The sequence below is a fragment of the Mucilaginibacter sp. CAU 1740 genome, assembly GCF_039839285.1.
Classification (GTDB): Bacteria; Bacteroidota; Bacteroidia; order Sphingobacteriales; family Sphingobacteriaceae; genus Mucilaginibacter.
Map to the genome: position 1 here is coordinate 152420 of NZ_JBDOQS010000009.1, position 16131 is coordinate 168550.

The window sequence follows — 16131 nt, forward strand, 5'->3', positions numbered from 1 at the left end:
GAAAGCGGCTTTTGCCGCTTTTTTTATTTTTGCAAAAACACCAGCATTGAAACAGGCCGAAGATTTTTTAAGATCGAAACTTGCCGACAGGCAACAAACAGGTAATTACCGGACTTTAAAACCGGAAAGCGGCCTTACCGATTTTTGTTCGAACGATTACCTTGGGTTTGCCCATTCACCCGCTTTAAAGCAAAGTATAGCTACCGAAGTAGAAAATCACCCACTTAGTTTGAATGGTTCTGCCGGGTCGAGATTGCTATCAGGCAATATTCAGTATGCCGAAGAGCTTGAAAAACAGATAGCCGACTGGCACCAAAGCGAAGCAGGGCTGCTATTTAACTCCGGATATGATGCCAACCTTGGCCTGCTCTCGTCCCTTGCACAGCGGGGAGATACCATCATTTTAGATGAGCTGGTACACGCCTCCATAATTGATGGCGCGCGATTAAGCTATGCTAACCGGTACAGCTTTAAACATAATGATCTGGAAAGTCTTGAAAGCAAGTTAAAGCTGGCCAAAGGCACTTGCTACGTGGTTATTGAAAGCGTTTATTCGATGGATGGTGATACGCCTCCCCTTTTGGAGATTTTAAACCTAACCGAAAAATACGACGCCGCCCTTATTGTTGATGAAGCCCATGCTGTCGGCTTGTACCCTAAGGGTATAGTTTGTGAGCTGGCTTTACAGCAACGGATATTTGCCCGGTTGGTTACTTTCGGTAAGGCGCTTGGCAGTCATGGGGCTATTATTTTGGGGAGCGCTAACCTGCGCAGTTATCTTGTAAATTTTGCCCGCCCGTTTATTTATACTACTGCCGCTCCGTTTCATCAGCTGGCGGCTATAAAAATGGCTTACGAGCTACTTTCCGTATCCGATGATAGTATCATCAGCCTTAAAAATAACATCCGGTTGTTTAAGCAACTGGTGCAGCTGAGCGATGATTTTCCGTTAATTGAAAGTGATAGCGCTATTCAGTGTATTCTTTTTGGAAGTAACCAGTTGGCACGCGAGGCAGCTAATCAATTGCAAATAAACGGTTTGGATATCCGCCCAATTTTAAGTCCTACTGTTGCGACCGGTACGGAGCGCATCCGCATTTGCCTGCATAATTTTAATACAGAAAATGAGTTAACTTTGCTGGCTGATACCCTTAAAAATTTAACGCGATTACATGCCCGATAAACAGCCTATATTTATTACCGGAATCGGTACCGGAATTGGTAAAACCGTAGTTTCGGCTATTTTGACAGAAAAACTGAAAGCTGATTACTGGAAACCTATCCAGTCGGGCGATCTTGATAACAGCGATACCTTAACTGTTAAAGGCCTCATTTCAAATAACGTTACCCAATTTTTCCCCGAAGCCTACGCGCTTACCCAACCTTTTTCGCCGCATAAATCGGCTGCCCTCGATAAGATAACTATTGATTTGGAAAACATCGTTTTACCAAAAACCGATAACCAGCTGATCATCGAAGGTGCAGGTGGGTTAATGGTTCCGCTTAACAGCAATTTCCTGATCATCGATCTGATAAAACAACTGAACGCCAGGGTTGTATTGGTAAGCAGGCATTACTTAGGCAGCATTAACCATACCCTGCTATCCATCCATGCGCTAAAAAAATACGGCATCCCGGTAATGGGCATTGTTTTTAACGGACCGAAAGACATCTACTCAAAAAGCTATATCCTCGAATATTCGGAACTGACCGACCTTGGCCAGATCCCCGATTATAAAACTGTAGATAAAAAAACCATTAAAGAGGCCGGTAAGTTTATTACCTTGTAATACCGGGAGCACCAGATGCTTCCCGGCTACATAGTATCCAATTATGAAAAACATTACGGTTATAGGTTCAGGCACTATGGGCAACGGCATAGCTCATACTTTCGCTCAACACGGTTTTGAAGTTGCATTGGTTGATATCAGCGACGATGCCCTGAGCAAAGCCCTGCAAACCATCGCCAATAATTTAGACAGGCAGGTTAAAAAAGGTACTATTGACGAGCAGGCCAAAGCCGATACCTTAAGTCGTATCAATGTATTTACCGATTTAACCGAAGGCGCTAAAAATGCCGACCTCGTAATTGAGGCAGCAACCGAAAACCAGGAGATCAAGTTAAAATTGTTTAAGCAACTGAGCGAGATCTGTGCCGAGAACGCTATCCTCGCATCTAACACATCATCTATATCCATCACCAAAATAGCCTCGGTAACCAAAAAACCGAGCCATGTTATCGGCATGCATTTCATGAACCCTGTGCCGGTAATGAAGCTGGTAGAGGTCATCCGGGGATATGCAACTACAGATGAAGTTACCGCAACTATTATGGAGCTTTCCCGCAAGCTGGGCAAAGATCCCGTTGAGGTGAATGATTATCCCGGCTTTGTGGCCAACCGTATCTTAATGCCCATGATCAACGAGGCCATTTATACGCTATACGAAGGCGTGGCTGGCGTGCAGGAAATTGATACGGTAATGAAGCTGGGCATGGCCCACCCAATGGGTCCGCTGCAACTGGCAGATTTTATTGGTTTGGATGTTTGCCTGGCTATTTTAAAAGTATTGCACGATGGCTTCGGCAACCCTAAATATGCCCCATGCCCACTGTTGGTTAATATGGTAACCGCCGGACACTTAGGTGCCAAAACCGGCAGCGGTTTTTACAAATACACTGCCGGTAGTAAAGACCTGGTAGTGGCAGACAAATTTACCACTTAAGCGCAGTTAAACTTTTGATGTTTCAGGCTGTCAATAGTTAATAGTTGACAATTAAAAAACATCTAAAAATGAAAACCATAGCTAAATTAGGAATAGTACTTGTCTTAACAGGCTCATTATTTGCTTCATGCTCCAGTCAGGCTTATGTAACCGAACAACCTGTTGAACCTGTTTATGAACGCCCGGTAGCACCGTATCCAAACGCGGTTTGGGTTCCCGGCGAATGGGTTTGGCGCGGCAATCACTACGTATATCGCAGGGGATTTTATGCAAGGCCACGCAACCGGGTGTATGTGCAAGGCCACTGGCAGCCAACTAACCGTGGTTATGTTTGGGTGAGAGGTTATTGGAGATAATATCAGTGGGCAGTTTTCAATTTGCAGTTGGCAGTAAAAAGCTAACTGCAAGTTGGAAATTAGTTTACAGTTTGCAATTCAAGGACAACTGCAAACTGTAAATTGTTAACTGCTTATTACATTCTTTCAGGCACGTCTATCCCTAATAACTTCATTGCGTTATTTATAACTTTGGCTGATGATGCTGAGAGTGTCAAACGAAACTGTTTTAAAGTTTCGTTTTCAGCTTTCATTATCGGGCTTTCATCATAAAACTTATTAAATGTTTTAGCCACATCATAAGCATAATTGGCGATTACAGCCGGACTATAACCAATAGCAGCCTCTTTTATAATTTCCGGATATCTGTTTAACAAAACGATCAAGTCCAGTTCAATACCAGCTAATTCGGCTATGTCTACTTTAACATCTACCTGATAACCCGCCTTTTTTAAAACAGATTTGATACGGGCATGTGAATATTGAATGTATGGCCCCGTATGCCCATGTAGATTAATAGACTCGTTAGGATCGAACAATAATCGCTTTTTAGGATCGACTTTAAGAAGAAAATATTTAAGTGCCCCCATACCTACGGTGTGATATAACTGCGCCTTTTCATCTTCATCAAACTCATCAACTTTTCCGTTCTTATCAATTTCGGTTTTCGCAGTCGCCTTCATTTCCGCCATCAAATCATCGGCATCAACTACCGTTCCCTCACGCGATTTCATTTTGCCTGATGGCAGGTCGACCATCCCATATGATAAATGGAACAATCCATTGGCACCAGCTTTACCCAATTTTTGCAGTATCAGGAACAGTACTTTAAAGTGATAATCCTGCTCGTTCCCTACCACATAGATAGATTTATCCATGTGATAATCGTTATATTTTAACTGGGCAGTACCCATATCCTGGGTAATGTAAACCGAAGTACCATCACCACGGAGTACCAGTTTTTCATCCAGACCGTCCGAGGTCAGATCTATCCAAACCGAGCTATCCTCTTTTTTAAAGAACACTCCTTTTGCAAGGCCTTCTTCAATAATATCTTTACCTAACAGGTAAGTATTCGATTCGTAGTAGTATTTATCAAAATCAACGCCCAATTGCTTGTAGGTTTCGGCAAAGCCGGCGTACACCCAGCCGTTCATGGTACGCCAAAGGTTCATCACCTCTTCATCGCCTGCTTCCCATTTTTGCAGCATTTGCTGGGTTTCAATCATGATGGGGGTAACATTCTTGGCTACTTCTTTGATCTTATTCTCTTCGGCCTCTATTTTATCGGCAAGTTCTTTTAAAAGCTTTTCGTTGTCTTCTGGCGTTTGTGCTTGTTTAGCTTTTACTTTGGTAATGGTCGCTAAGGCTTCTTCTATTTTTACCTTTTGAACTTCCTTAAATGCAGTCAGGTTATTGCTTTCGTAAACCTCGGCCAATATTGGTTTAAGTTGCTCTCTTAGTTCCTTATCAAAAAGTACATAGTATTTGCCTACCAAGTGGTCGCCTTTCATGCCTGATGACTCCGGCGTTTCGCCATTACCAAACTTTTGCCAGGCCAGCATTGATTTACAAATGTGGATACCACGATCATTAACCAAGTTGGTTTTGATCACCTCGTAACCATCGGCAGCCAGAATTTCGGCAACCGAATAACCCAACAGGTTGTTACGGATGTGGCCAAGGTGCAAAGGCTTGTTGGTGTTTGGTGATGAGTATTCAACCATTACCTTCTGTCCGTTTTGTTTTGCTACCGCGAAATCATCGGCAGTGATGGTATTATATAACTGGCTGATCCAGTATTCATCGCTGATAGAAAGGTTCAAAAAACCTTTAATTACATTGAAAGAAGCAACTTCTTTCAATTCACTTTTAAGGTATTCTCCTATTTCGGTACCGGTTTGCTCGGGGCCTTTGCGCGAAAATTTAGTAAACGGAAAGGTTACAATGGTTACCTGGCCTTCAAACTCCTTACGGGTTTCCTGTATGCTAACAGCAGCCGGTTCAATATCAGTTTGGTATAAATGTTTAACTGCTTTTACGGCTGCTTCAATAATAAAATTCATAGGGCAAAATTAAATAAATTGGGCGGAATGATAGCATCTTTCTGCTTAGATATACGAGGTGCCTAAGGAGCCAACCCCAGGTAGATAATTAGTGCTATAAACACAATACTCCTATGGAGTTAAAAATGCAATTTTCCGGAACTCCGTAGGAGTATCGTGTTATAGAAAAGATTGCAAAAAAGTTCCCCGGCTCCGTAGGTGCCGCGTATATCCAAGCGGCCAATGATCTATTCTCTACACATCCGTGTTAATAAATCCTTATGTTGAGGATAGCGCGCTACCAATTCATCCCGCTTAGCCATTTCGAACTCGCTGAAATCAAAACCAGGTGCTACGGCGCAACTCACCAACGCAAAACCCTCTCCTGCTTTAATCTCGGCTGCAAACCATGATCCGGCTTCAACAACAACTGAAAAATCGCCGGTATCCAAATCCGATAATTCATGGCTTATCAAATTACCATCTGTCTCAATTACATGGATCAATAATGGCGCACCTTTATGGAAATACCAGATCTCGTCCGAAGCAATACGATGAAAGCCCGAAAAATCATCATTCTCCAATAAGTAATAAATTGATGTACAGGCCTGCTTAACATCTGCCGCGCCTGTCCGGTTTACCTGTTGGGTGGAGCGGAAGGTTTCTTTGTAATAACCACCTTCGGGATGCGGCAGCAGGTTTAGCGTTTGGATATAATATTCGGCGGATAGATTTTCCATAAAGCAAAGATATACACATACGGCCTATTTACTCACCCCGACTTCGCTCCGCTGGTCGCCCCTCTCTACTGCTGCGCAGCAAAGAGGGGTGAAAGAAAATCTTTAACACAAAAAAGCCCCCCTTGCGGGAGGCTTCCGACATTAATTAACCAACCAATAGATAACCTGTCTATTTGAAGCTTGTAGTACCGTCGCCCTGGTAAGCGTAACGGAAAGTATAGTAGCGCGAAGCCGGACGTGTAGTTAAATCGGCAAACGTAGCGGTTGTAGTACTTGGATTGCCTTTGTAATAGCTTAATATTTCAACTTTAGCGTATTTGCCATCGGCAGTTTTAATAACTAATATTTTGCCCGGTACCGGTAAAATAGCATGCTGAGGTTCGGTAGTGGCAGTGTAAGTGTACCAGCCCGAAATTGCAGGGGCACCAGTAGCATCAGCTTTATAGCCAGATGTTGGCGCATCGGTAAGGCTATCAAATGTGCTGCTTACTATTTGGGCTTGCGCTGTACCTGTACCCGAAGTACCGCTGTTTACAAAAATGCTGGTGGCTTTAAATTTAAGGTCCCATTTGGTAGCAGAAGCGGTATCGGCACCGGTTACCTGTGTACCTGTAGCCAGGCTAAAATACGTTGTTGCAGTGGCAACGTTGTCGAGATCGTTAACGGTTTTAGTGGTCAGTTTGCTTACCGCCGGTTCTGGGGTATCATCGTTTTTATCGCATGATGAAGCGAAAAGCAGAACAGCGGCACCAAGTGCTAAGGATAACGTTTTGAAGTTGTACATGTGTTTGAAATTTATGATCGTTTAAATGAATTATTGCTTGTTAAAATTGTAGGCTATACCTGCGTAAATGAGCCTTCCGGGCAGGTTCAGGATCACCTGCGGATCTTTGTGATTGAACAGGTTTTGAGCAGTGATCTGTAACCTCAGGGCATCCTTCATAAAAAGTTTTGAAACCGAGGCGTTGATCAGCATATAGCCATTGGTATATTCATCATCGCGGTTAACAATACCGTTGCCGTCGGTATCTTTATAACCATAGCGGCCGCGGTAAATAGCCCTTAATGAAGTATTGATCCCTGTTTTATCATCATTATAATTAAGCCTGATGTTGTAGGTATATTTTGAGCGACTCAGCAAACCACCATAATCGCTGCGCTTTAAAACTTTAGTGATGTTTGTTTCAGGATCTCTGGTGAAAACTTTACCGGCCTTGATCTGGTCGAGTACATCCTGATCATAAGCTTCGAGGTATTGGAAACCGCCGCCAATTTGCAATGGTTTAAAAAGCTGGTAGGTAACATCCGTTTCTACACCCTGGGTAAAAACTTTATTAAGGTTGAAGTATGAAAATACCGATTGCCCATTGGTTTTGATGGCGATGGCGGCTGTTTCGATCAGGTTGCGGATATTGTTGCGGAACAGGTTGGCTGTCCAGTATAATTTGCTTACCGGCCTGTACCTAAAACCGAAGTTAAAAGCGGTTGAGCTTTCGGCGTTTAAGCTTTTGAGGGTTGATGGGTCGATCAATATAGATTCGATCTGCCCAGATTGCTGAAGCTTTTCAACGCCGGCTTTAGCTTCTTCGTAACCAAATACACTGTAACCAACTTCGGCATTGGTAAAGTTGAGGTACAATTGCCTGAAATCTGGTGCTTTATAGCCTTTACCAGCCGAACCCAATAAGGTAAACTTATCACTAAGTGCATAGCTTGCCGCCAGCTTAGGGCTAAACTGCGATTTGTAAACGCTATGCGCGTCAAACCTTCCGCCAGCTATAACATCCAGCTTTTTAACCGGTAGCCAATCCGCTTGGAAATAGCCATAGCCCGAAGTAAAGGATTGCTGCTTGGTGTAACGTGTGGCTTCTACAGTTTCGTACTGCGCGCCTGCACCGGCGGTTAGTTTCAGGTTATCCTGAATCGCGTAGTCGTTTTGAATTTCGCCGCGGTTAAAGGTTTGGTTAAAAAATGTTTGATCGTAAACATTGTTGTTATCCTCGTACCTGATATCCGAATTGGTTTTATAAACCGAACGGTAAAGCTGCAATACCGATACATCTTTTTTGCTGAAGCGATGGGTAAATACCGGGGCAATGTTAAAATCTTTTTCGGTGCCTTTGCCGGATGCGAAACGGTTATCCTCAACTGCGAAACGGCTATCCTGATCGTTAGTGTAATACCTAACCGATAATTTAAGGCTGTTGTTATCATCAAAACGATAAGCCGTTTTGCCATTCAGCGTATAGCCACTAAAAGGTGATACCGTAGGGATACCCGATGCAGGCTGTAAAGTATAACCACCACTGCTGAACCTGTTGCCAAAGCCACTGATGTAAAACTTATCGGTTTTGTAAGATGAGTTTAAAGAAAAATCGGCATTTTTATTGGTGCCATACCTGCCCGCTACCCCGCCCGAAAAGCCTTTGGCTGGCTCGGCAGTAATGATGTTCACTACGCCGGCCATTGCCTCCGAGCCGTAAAGGGAAGATGTAGGGCCTTTTACTATTTCTATCCTGTCGATATTATTGGTAGTGATGCGCGATAGTTCCAGGATACCGGTACTGCGACCGATCAACGGCAAGCCATCAATCAGGATCAAAGTATAAGCCGGGTCAAAACCCTGGATCTGGATACCCTGTCCGTGCGGGTCATCCAAAATATTGATACCGGTTTGTTCTGATAAAACCTCGTTCAGGCGTACCAGTCCGCGTTTTTTTATTTCTTCGGAGGTGATGCGGGTAATTGGGATCGGTACCTGCTGTAAACTTTTGGCGGTACGCGTCCCGGTTACTACTACCTCTTTTAATTGCTTAGCGCTATCCTTCCTCGTGGTGTCCTGTTGCGCAAATGCTACAGTTGACACAGACGAAATAAAAATAAGAGGAAAGAAAAATTTCATTTATTTAGACTAATTAAAAATAATAATGCAAATTTGTGACATCAATGCTATGTGTGGTTAACGCCAAACGGATTGAAAACAACGCCAAACGGATTTTATGTATATCAGCCTTACTCCTGCCCTGCAAACACCATCAATCACACTTCCTTACCCGGAAGGTTTCATCGACAAGGATTGCATTGGCGAGCGATCGCAAAAATTTATCTTTACTGATGATGCTTCAGTTAAGGTCAGGGAAAATTGGATTGAAGGGATAGGGATGATTCAAAGCACATATGAAATAAAAAGATCAATACAGATCGATATCCAATGCGATATTCCCGGCCGCTATATAAGCTTCATTACAAAAGGTAAGCTGGAGTTTAAGACCAGCAGTTCGAAGGTTAAAATACAGGAAGGAGATACTTATTCAGCCTATCATTCCCATCTTAATACCCAGGTGTCAATTGCTGGCAATTGTAGCATGATTACCTTTTTGCTCACTCAAAATTTTATTGACAAAATAACAGGTAACGGAAACTTCCATTTAAACCTGCAGCAACAGCCGGACCTTTTCCGAAGCCGCGTTCCTTATATAAAACCAATTTCTGTCACAGGAGATATTTTAAATGCACCTCATCCTCTGTATATAAAACGCCTGTTGCTCGAAGCTAAAATATTGGAACTGATAACCGAGGTACATAAACCGGCAACTCAAAAAGATGATCCGGGTTTTGCTTTTACCAATACCGATAAAGCACGCCTCATGGAGGCTAAAAAACTGGTTGAACAAAATATAAAGATGCCTTATTCATTGATCGAACTATCGCGTAAAACCGGATTAAATGATTTCAAGCTAAAAAAAGGGTTCAAGGCTTTATTTGGTAACACAGTTTTCGGTTACCTGGGCGAATTGAGGATGGACACAGCCTACAAGATGCTACAAAGGGGCAAAAGTGTTGGCGAGGTAGCGGAAACTGTAGGTTATAAAAATGCACATCATTTTACTGCGGCCTTTAAAAAACGATTCGACCTCTTGCCAAGTAAACTCGACAAGTTGATATTGGTATTTATTAGTGGAATGCTTTTAGGATAAGCAACTAATACGTAGTATAAAACCTACAACTTTTTTATCCTACGCTTGGAGTATCAGCTAAAGTATTCTGATTTTTTAGGCTTCATTGCTTACAGGATAACAATTGGTCATCCAGAAATTAACAAAATATAATACAACAAGAACCATAATTAATACCATTAGGTTACCTTATAATCGTCTAATTTTGGTATAGCTATTTAAATATTACCATTATGGAACAAAAGCTCCCACTCCCCCCTTTCAATTTTGAAACAGCAACCCAAAAAGTGCAATTAGCCGAAGACGCCTGGAACAGCCAGGACCCCGCCCGTGTATCATTAGCCTACACTATTGATACCGAATGGCGCAACCGATCGGAATTTGTGAACGGTCGTGAACAGGTAGTTGAGTTTTTAACCCGCAAATGGCAAAAGGAGTTTAACTACAAGCTAAAAAAAGAACTCTGGGCATTTACCGATAACCGCATAGCCGTACGTTTTGAATACGAGTATCAAAATGCCGCCGGCGAATGGTTTCGCGCTTATGGCAATGAGAACTGGGAGTTTAATGAAAATGGGCTGATGCAAAAACGCTATGCCAGCATTAATGATCTGCCCATTAAAGAAGAAGACAGGAGGCTGAAGTCGTATTAAATCTCTGTTTCTATTATTTAGTAAAATAATACGCTTGCTATATACCGTAAATAAAACTTAATCATTTACGATATATCGTAATATCTCCAGATAGTAAAAACGCACAAAAAACTCACTATCAATAACTTAAAACAACGGCATAGGTATTGGACATTTTAAGACATATAAAAGTACAAATCACTTAAAAACATACTTTAACCTTAACTAACATTACCATGCCAAACGCTTTATCAACATTCGGAGCTATTCATACCGCGATAAGTATCGTAGGTGTAGCAGTAGGATTTATGGCCCTGTTTCAGGATGGGAAGATCGATCCAAAATCAAAAAACGGGAAAATATACGGTGTGTTTACTGTGCTGGCCTGCCTGTCATCATTTTTGGTGATGAAAACCGGGCACCTCAGCAGCGCGCACAACTTATCAATCATTATACTGATATCGCTGCCTATCGTTTACTACGCCCCTGCCCTACGCATATTTGGTGGCAAAGCCGGTTATGTGCAAACCGTAGGGATGACGGCAACACTGTTCTTCTCCCTGATTCCGGCGGTGGTAGAAACACTCACACGCCTCCCGGTTGAACAACCCTTTGCCGATGGCCCCGATTCGCCTGTTGTTAAAACGGGGTTATTGTCATTACTAACCGTATTTGCCGTTATTATGATTTACCAGGCAATCAAATTAAAAAAACAACGTAAGGCCGCATTAAGCCCATCTATGTAAAAGCTCACCTGCCGATACTCTATATATTTTAGTTTGGCCTCCTTTTTTGAGGGAGGCCTTTTTTTAATTAAACGCTTTTACAACAAGGTTTTTATAAGCGCCAGAGGGACAGTTACCATGCCAATAGCCTACCGCCCCGCTTGGTAAGGACGGGTCGAGATCGGTATATACCACGGCTGGTTTGGCTGCATTATCTACATAAACTTCCAACTTGTTGCCCTTCACTATCGCCTTTACATGGAACCACTTATCAGATGGGATAATGGCTGTTGCCTGGTATTTGACGTCTTCATAATCCCACCAGTTAAATTCGGTCTTTTTTTCGGGCATGTACTGGATAGCGTTGATAGTTCCCGATGATCCCGGCCGGAAATAAACCACCTGGTAATGATGCTCATCCTTAATACGGAAAGCCACACCAACAAAGCCGCCTTTATCAGGCCGGGCAATATCCAGTTCAATAATGCCATCCTTAAAATTGAGTCCCGGCTTGTACGCCAGGCTGGCCGATTTATAATCGAGAATCTTCCGTTTAATGATCAGCGCCTTGCTGCCTTTAAATGTGCCGAGCTCATAATCCAAAGTATCGTTTTTAGGGATGATCCACTGTTTGGGATCTACTTCCGAAAGGTTATACAACCGGTATTTTTGCTGGGCATGGGTTTTCATGGCAGCCATAAGCAACATGGCAAAAATTAGTTTTTTCATGATGATTTATATTGGGTTATTGGGTGATAACAAGATTTGCAAAATCGCCAGGCAACCCCGTAGACCAAAGGCCTAACAGGCCGGTTTGCCGGTTATTGAGTTTTTTTACTTTGAGGGATGGTTTATCAGCATGATCAACATACACCACGATATCATCGACATTAACAACAATACGGGTGTGAAACCACGCGGTAGCCTGTGGAGCGGGGTTCACCTCGTTTTCGTAAACCAAAGGGTATTCCTGTCGTAACTTATCCCACTCATATCCCGGGAGGCTCATGTATTGCACGGCATGTTTGTGTCGCAGGGTATCTGTAGCCCGGAAATTAAACGGCCTGAAGTAAATAACATCATACACAGCCGTATCAATACCATGAAAGGCTATCCCCAAAAAGCTTTGCTGAAAAATGTCCTTACCGCGCAAATCAACATCGATAGTGCCGGTTTTAAAATCGAGACCTTTTAGCCACAAGATGCCATCTAAACTTAAGCCTTGTTTGCTTCCATCGGTAATTTCGGCAACCCTTTGCAGCGGGGTGATCTTGATCAGCTTGTTTTCATGAAGCAGTTTATTAATATCATAGCTTAATTTGGATTTCTGACTGTAACTAATACTGCAGCCAAGCGTCATGCTTATAAGCAGCGCTAATAAAATTTTGTTGTTCATGGGCGTTTTAAATTATCTTTAACCAAAGCTTGCAAATTGCCTTTTCAAACACGTGAAAAAGGCGTTTCAAGTTAAGTTCAAGTTTGTTGGGATATTCTAAAATTAGTTTGTTGTATTTGTTCGAGATATGGGCGTAACAATGAAATAATTCCCTTTTGCTTGGCAAAGAGCAGCACACCCGCCGAACCTTTTACTATAATGCCCTTTTGCTCGGCAAGTCTTCGGGCAGCGCGGTCATCTGTTAATAAATAATCACAATTTACTTCGGCAGCTAAAGCTATCGCACTTGCCTCCCCTTCATCAACGATATTTTCAAATTGATTTTGCAAATCCTTGTTTTGCACAGATTGGACACTAACCCAATGAGGTAACTTTTTACCATATTCAAGGGCAATCTCGGGAGTGGTAATCACTTTCGAAAACAAATTATCAAGAATGTGCAATGCCGAAATTTTGTCTAATATAATAAAACAACTGGCATCAGTAATTACTGCAGAATATTCAGATCCCATCCAAATCAGCTTTCACACTTGGATCAAGATAATTCACTCCAAATCCCGACAGTATCTCTGCGAAATCCCATTTTTTCATACTACACATTTCCGCTGCTTCTTTTAATGACAGCTTACCAGCTTCATAAAGCTTAGCAGCAATTAAGCGCACCGTTTGGTCATGCTCTCTTTCAAGCGCTTCAGGAACCTGCAATATCATCGTTGTCATAATATAAAGATAAGGACAATTTTATTCTTTTCAGCTGCAAGTTACGCCCCTATCGGCTGCACATCATACCGTTCAGCCAAAACACCGCTAAGCCCATCAACATAAGGTAAAATAAATCCTTCAATCTGTTTAAAAGCATTTTGCACCTCTTCCTCGTTAGATGGATCAAAAAACAATTCATCCAAACTGTTTAATTTTTGATGATCGGCACTAAGCAGTTCGGCAATAAGATAAGTCCCTTTGGCTTCTTTTTTATCGCCGCCATGGTTCGGTTCTGTTTGCGCGTTGATAGAAAGCTGAATACCGTAGTCATCGTCCGAAATATTTTTCAAAACCTCAATCTCCAGCACCAGGCAAAACGCGCCGTTATCGCTGTAGCATTGCTGCGTATATTGGGTTTTGATCAGATCCTGAAAATCAGCTTCGGCCTTAAGCCTTACTTTTTCGTACAATTCAAAAACGCTCTCAAACAAATCCATAATTAGTCTTTATCCTATAATCCAAAACAAACATAACTATCTCCCGACTTACTTCCAATTTTTCCGCCACCGCAAGCTATCACAATATATTGTTTCCCATCAATAGTATAAGTTGCCGGGGTGGCATAACCAGCCGCCGGCAACTGCGCTTCCCAAACTACTTTACCTGTACGCTTATCAAAAGCACGGATCTTTTCATCCTTAGTAGCTGCAATAAATACCAATCCGCCTTTGGTAACCAGCGGGCCTCCATAGTTTTCGGTACCGGTAACCGGGATGCCTTTTTTAGTCAACTCGGCATACTCACCCAACGGCACTTTCCAAAGTAACTTGCCCGAGGTAAGATCAACAGCGTTTAAAGTCCCCCATGGTGGTTTTATACCGGGGTAACCATCTTTATCTAAAAAGCGGTTATAGCCGTTCATGGCGTAAGGGATCTGATCAACCATTTTCTTTTCGGCCACAGTGCTGGTTGCGCGGTTGCTTGTTGGCTCTTTGGCAATTTCTTTAGTGGCTTTTACCTCCGGAATTTTGAGAAGGAATGCCAGCAGGTTCTTTTTATCTGTTGGGGAAATTTGTTTGAACGATGGCATCATATTTCGCCCGTTGGCGATAATACCATTCAACTGATCCGCACTATACTTTTTGCCGATGTTTACCAATGAGGGGTATGATGTGCCGTTACCCTTTAATTCGGCACCATGGCAGCCTATACAATTGGTATTATAAACCATATGGCCCAAAGCCTGCGGCGAATTATCGTTTACATTAGTTTTAGGCACATCTATCATTACCTGCGCCCAAGGCAATTCGGAGCAGTTTACGTACAATATTTTAGTCTCCGGGTCGACCGCTGCCCCACCCCACTCTCCGCCACCATCAAAACCGGGGAAGATCCAGCCGCCTTCCTTACTTGGCGGCGTAAACATAATGCGGTTTTTAACCTGATTATATTTCGCCAGCATTTCGGCATGGGCTTCTGGTGTACGGTTGGTCACATCTTCGGGATTGAACATCTGCCTTGCGAAAGGTTGAGGCAAGGTTGGAATTGGTTGCGTTGGCCACACTTCTTCGCCCGGCAGGGCTTTGGTTGGTACCGGCTTTTCTTCTATCGGGAATATGGGTTTACCGTTAGTCCTATCGAACAGAAAAATATGCCCGTGTTTGGTGATCTGCGCTACAGCATCTATCTTTTTTCCGTCTTTAACTATCGTTACAAGATTTGGGTTGGCTGGCAGATCGCGATCCCACAGGTCGTGATGCACTACCTGGAAATGCCATTTCAGTTTACCGGTAGCGGCATCAAGCGCCAGTAGCGAGTTACTATACAGGTTTTTTCCTTTACGGAAACCTCCATAAAAATCGCCCCCGATTGAACCTGTCGGGATATAAACTATGCCCCGCTTTTCATCCAGTGCCATACCTGCCCAACTATTGGCCCCGCCAAACTTTTTATAGGCGGCGGTATCCTGCCAGGTTTCATAACCGGGTTCGCCGGGTTGCGGGATAGTATGGAAAATCCATCGCAATTTGCCTGTACGGGTGTCATATGCCCGGATATGCCCCGGCGCGGCATCGGCTGATTCTGAAACACGGGTGCCCACAAGCAGCAGATCTTTGTAAACAACACCCGGTGTAGTGCCGGCTACAAATGATTTAGTATCACGGCCGAGATCTTTAGTCAGATCGAGATAACCATTGTTACCAAACGAGCGCACCGGGTTACCATTTTCGGCATCGATAGCCCAGGTTTTAGCACCTACGCTGTAAAAAATGCGTTTCTCTCCCCCAGCATTATTCTGCCAGTAAATTACGCCGCGACTTACTTTGTAATAAGCCATCGGATCGCCGTTGTTGGTTGTATCATCTTTGGCCGGATCAAACAACCATTTTTGCTCGCCCGTGGCCGCGTTCAGTGCAAATAATTTCAGTTTCGGGCTGGTGCCGTATAAAACACCATCAACCATAACGGGGTTACATTGGTTTTGGCTACGGTTGGCAGTGTCTTTATCATGGGTGCTGTATGTCCAAACCTGTTTAAGCTGTCCTACATTAGTTGCGTTAATTTCTTGATTTGAAGAGTAGCGGATCCCATCCTTAGATCCCGCGTAAGTTGACCAGCCCGTGTAGGAGGCTTCATTATTTTTTGAGGTATGCTTACAGGAAGAGTAAATAATTGCAGCAATGCAAAATAAAGGGAGCAGCCTGATTTTCATTGGTATTAAATTGGTTTATAATGCCAAATAACCCGATTCGGTTAAATCAACATAAGCCAACAAGTTATAAAATTAAATCAAGCTTTTTCGGAATGTCTCATTTAAAACACGATATCAATCAAAAACGTCATTGCGAGGTACGAAGCAATCGCCGATTAGCAGG

At 43.0% G+C, this 16131-nt stretch carries 17 protein-coding genes; 7 read left to right on the plus strand and 10 right to left on the minus strand.

Annotation, left to right across the window (positions count from 1 at the left end):
* The first annotated feature begins 46 nt into the window (after positions 1-46).
* The 4 genes from AAFN85_RS19720 to AAFN85_RS19735 all read left to right on the plus strand — a co-directional run bounded on the left by AAFN85_RS19720 (position 47) and on the right by AAFN85_RS19735 (position 3080).
* The gene (locus AAFN85_RS19720) at positions 47-1183 is read left to right on the plus strand and encodes a pyridoxal phosphate-dependent aminotransferase family protein (RefSeq protein WP_347529324.1); all 1137 of its coding nucleotides are present in this window, start codon (positions 47-49) and stop codon (positions 1181-1183) included.
* Positions 1173-1790 (plus strand): dethiobiotin synthase, encoded by a 618-nt coding sequence (bioD, locus tag AAFN85_RS19725; protein ID WP_347529325.1) that lies wholly within the window; start codon positions 1173-1175, stop codon positions 1788-1790. Before AAFN85_RS19720 ends, bioD begins: the two co-directional genes overlap by 11 nt.
* Positions 1791-1833: 43 nt before the next feature.
* The gene (locus AAFN85_RS19730) at positions 1834-2724 is read left to right on the plus strand and encodes a 3-hydroxybutyryl-CoA dehydrogenase (RefSeq protein WP_347529326.1); all 891 of its coding nucleotides are present in this window, start codon (positions 1834-1836) and stop codon (positions 2722-2724) included.
* A 68-nt stretch (positions 2725-2792) separates the two neighbouring features.
* Complete coding sequence (locus tag AAFN85_RS19735; RefSeq protein WP_347529327.1) at positions 2793-3080, plus strand: hypothetical protein; 288 nt, start codon at positions 2793-2795, stop codon at positions 3078-3080.
* A gap of 116 nt (positions 3081-3196) precedes the next feature.
* Here AAFN85_RS19735 and argS read toward each other — a convergent pair whose 3' ends face one another.
* From argS to AAFN85_RS19755, 4 genes are all read right to left on the minus strand, one after another.
* Positions 3197-5125 carry an arginine--tRNA ligase gene (gene argS / locus AAFN85_RS19740; protein ID WP_347529328.1) on the minus strand — a complete coding sequence of 643 codons (1929 nt, stop codon included), beginning with the start codon at positions 5123-5125 and terminating at the stop codon, positions 3197-3199.
* Between the two features lie 227 nt (positions 5126-5352).
* Positions 5353-5844, minus strand: a complete 492-nt coding sequence (locus AAFN85_RS19745; protein ID WP_347529329.1) for a cupin domain-containing protein — start codon at positions 5842-5844, stop codon at positions 5353-5355.
* Between the two features lie 169 nt (positions 5845-6013).
* Positions 6014-6628 (minus strand): HmuY family protein, encoded by a 615-nt coding sequence (locus tag AAFN85_RS19750; RefSeq protein ID WP_347529330.1) that lies wholly within the window; start codon positions 6626-6628, stop codon positions 6014-6016.
* Between the two features lie 30 nt (positions 6629-6658).
* On the minus strand, positions 6659-8746 hold the full coding sequence (locus AAFN85_RS19755) for a TonB-dependent receptor (RefSeq protein WP_347529331.1): 2088 nt from the start codon (positions 8744-8746) through the stop codon (positions 6659-6661).
* A gap of 97 nt (positions 8747-8843) precedes the next feature.
* On the opposite strand from AAFN85_RS19755, the gene AAFN85_RS19760 reads away from it, so the two are divergent.
* From AAFN85_RS19760 to AAFN85_RS19770, 3 genes are all read left to right on the plus strand, one after another.
* Positions 8844-9821 carry an AraC family transcriptional regulator gene (locus AAFN85_RS19760; protein ID WP_347529332.1) on the plus strand — a complete coding sequence of 326 codons (978 nt, stop codon included), beginning with the start codon at positions 8844-8846 and terminating at the stop codon, positions 9819-9821.
* Positions 9822-10033: 212 nt separating this feature from the next.
* Positions 10034-10453, plus strand: coding sequence for a nuclear transport factor 2 family protein (locus AAFN85_RS19765; protein ID WP_347529333.1), 420 nt, complete (start codon positions 10034-10036; stop codon positions 10451-10453).
* Between the two features lie 215 nt (positions 10454-10668).
* The gene (locus tag AAFN85_RS19770; protein WP_347529334.1) at positions 10669-11178 is read left to right on the plus strand and encodes a hypothetical protein; all 510 of its coding nucleotides are present in this window, start codon (positions 10669-10671) and stop codon (positions 11176-11178) included.
* 63 nt (positions 11179-11241) lie between these two features.
* Here AAFN85_RS19770 and AAFN85_RS19775 read toward each other — a convergent pair whose 3' ends face one another.
* The 6 genes from AAFN85_RS19775 to AAFN85_RS19800 all read right to left on the minus strand — a co-directional run bounded on the left by AAFN85_RS19775 (position 11242) and on the right by AAFN85_RS19800 (position 15968).
* On the minus strand, positions 11242-11886 hold the full coding sequence (locus AAFN85_RS19775) for a hypothetical protein (RefSeq protein WP_347529335.1): 645 nt from the start codon (positions 11884-11886) through the stop codon (positions 11242-11244).
* Positions 11887-11902: 16 nt separating this feature from the next.
* Positions 11903-12553 (minus strand): hypothetical protein, encoded by a 651-nt coding sequence (locus AAFN85_RS19780; RefSeq protein ID WP_347529336.1) that lies wholly within the window; start codon positions 12551-12553, stop codon positions 11903-11905.
* 77 nt (positions 12554-12630) lie between these two features.
* Complete coding sequence (locus AAFN85_RS19785) at positions 12631-13065, minus strand: DUF3368 domain-containing protein (RefSeq protein WP_347529337.1); 435 nt, start codon at positions 13063-13065, stop codon at positions 12631-12633.
* On the minus strand, positions 13055-13273 hold the full coding sequence (locus tag AAFN85_RS19790; RefSeq protein WP_347529338.1) for a UPF0175 family protein: 219 nt from the start codon (positions 13271-13273) through the stop codon (positions 13055-13057). Before AAFN85_RS19790 ends, AAFN85_RS19785 begins: the two co-directional genes overlap by 11 nt.
* A 41-nt stretch (positions 13274-13314) precedes the next feature.
* The gene (locus tag AAFN85_RS19795; RefSeq protein WP_347529339.1) at positions 13315-13752 is read right to left on the minus strand and encodes a hypothetical protein; all 438 of its coding nucleotides are present in this window, start codon (positions 13750-13752) and stop codon (positions 13315-13317) included.
* 14 nt (positions 13753-13766) lie between these two features.
* The gene (locus AAFN85_RS19800) at positions 13767-15968 is read right to left on the minus strand and encodes a PQQ-binding-like beta-propeller repeat protein (protein WP_347529340.1); all 2202 of its coding nucleotides are present in this window, start codon (positions 15966-15968) and stop codon (positions 13767-13769) included.
* Between the last annotated feature and the right edge of the window lie 163 nt (positions 15969-16131).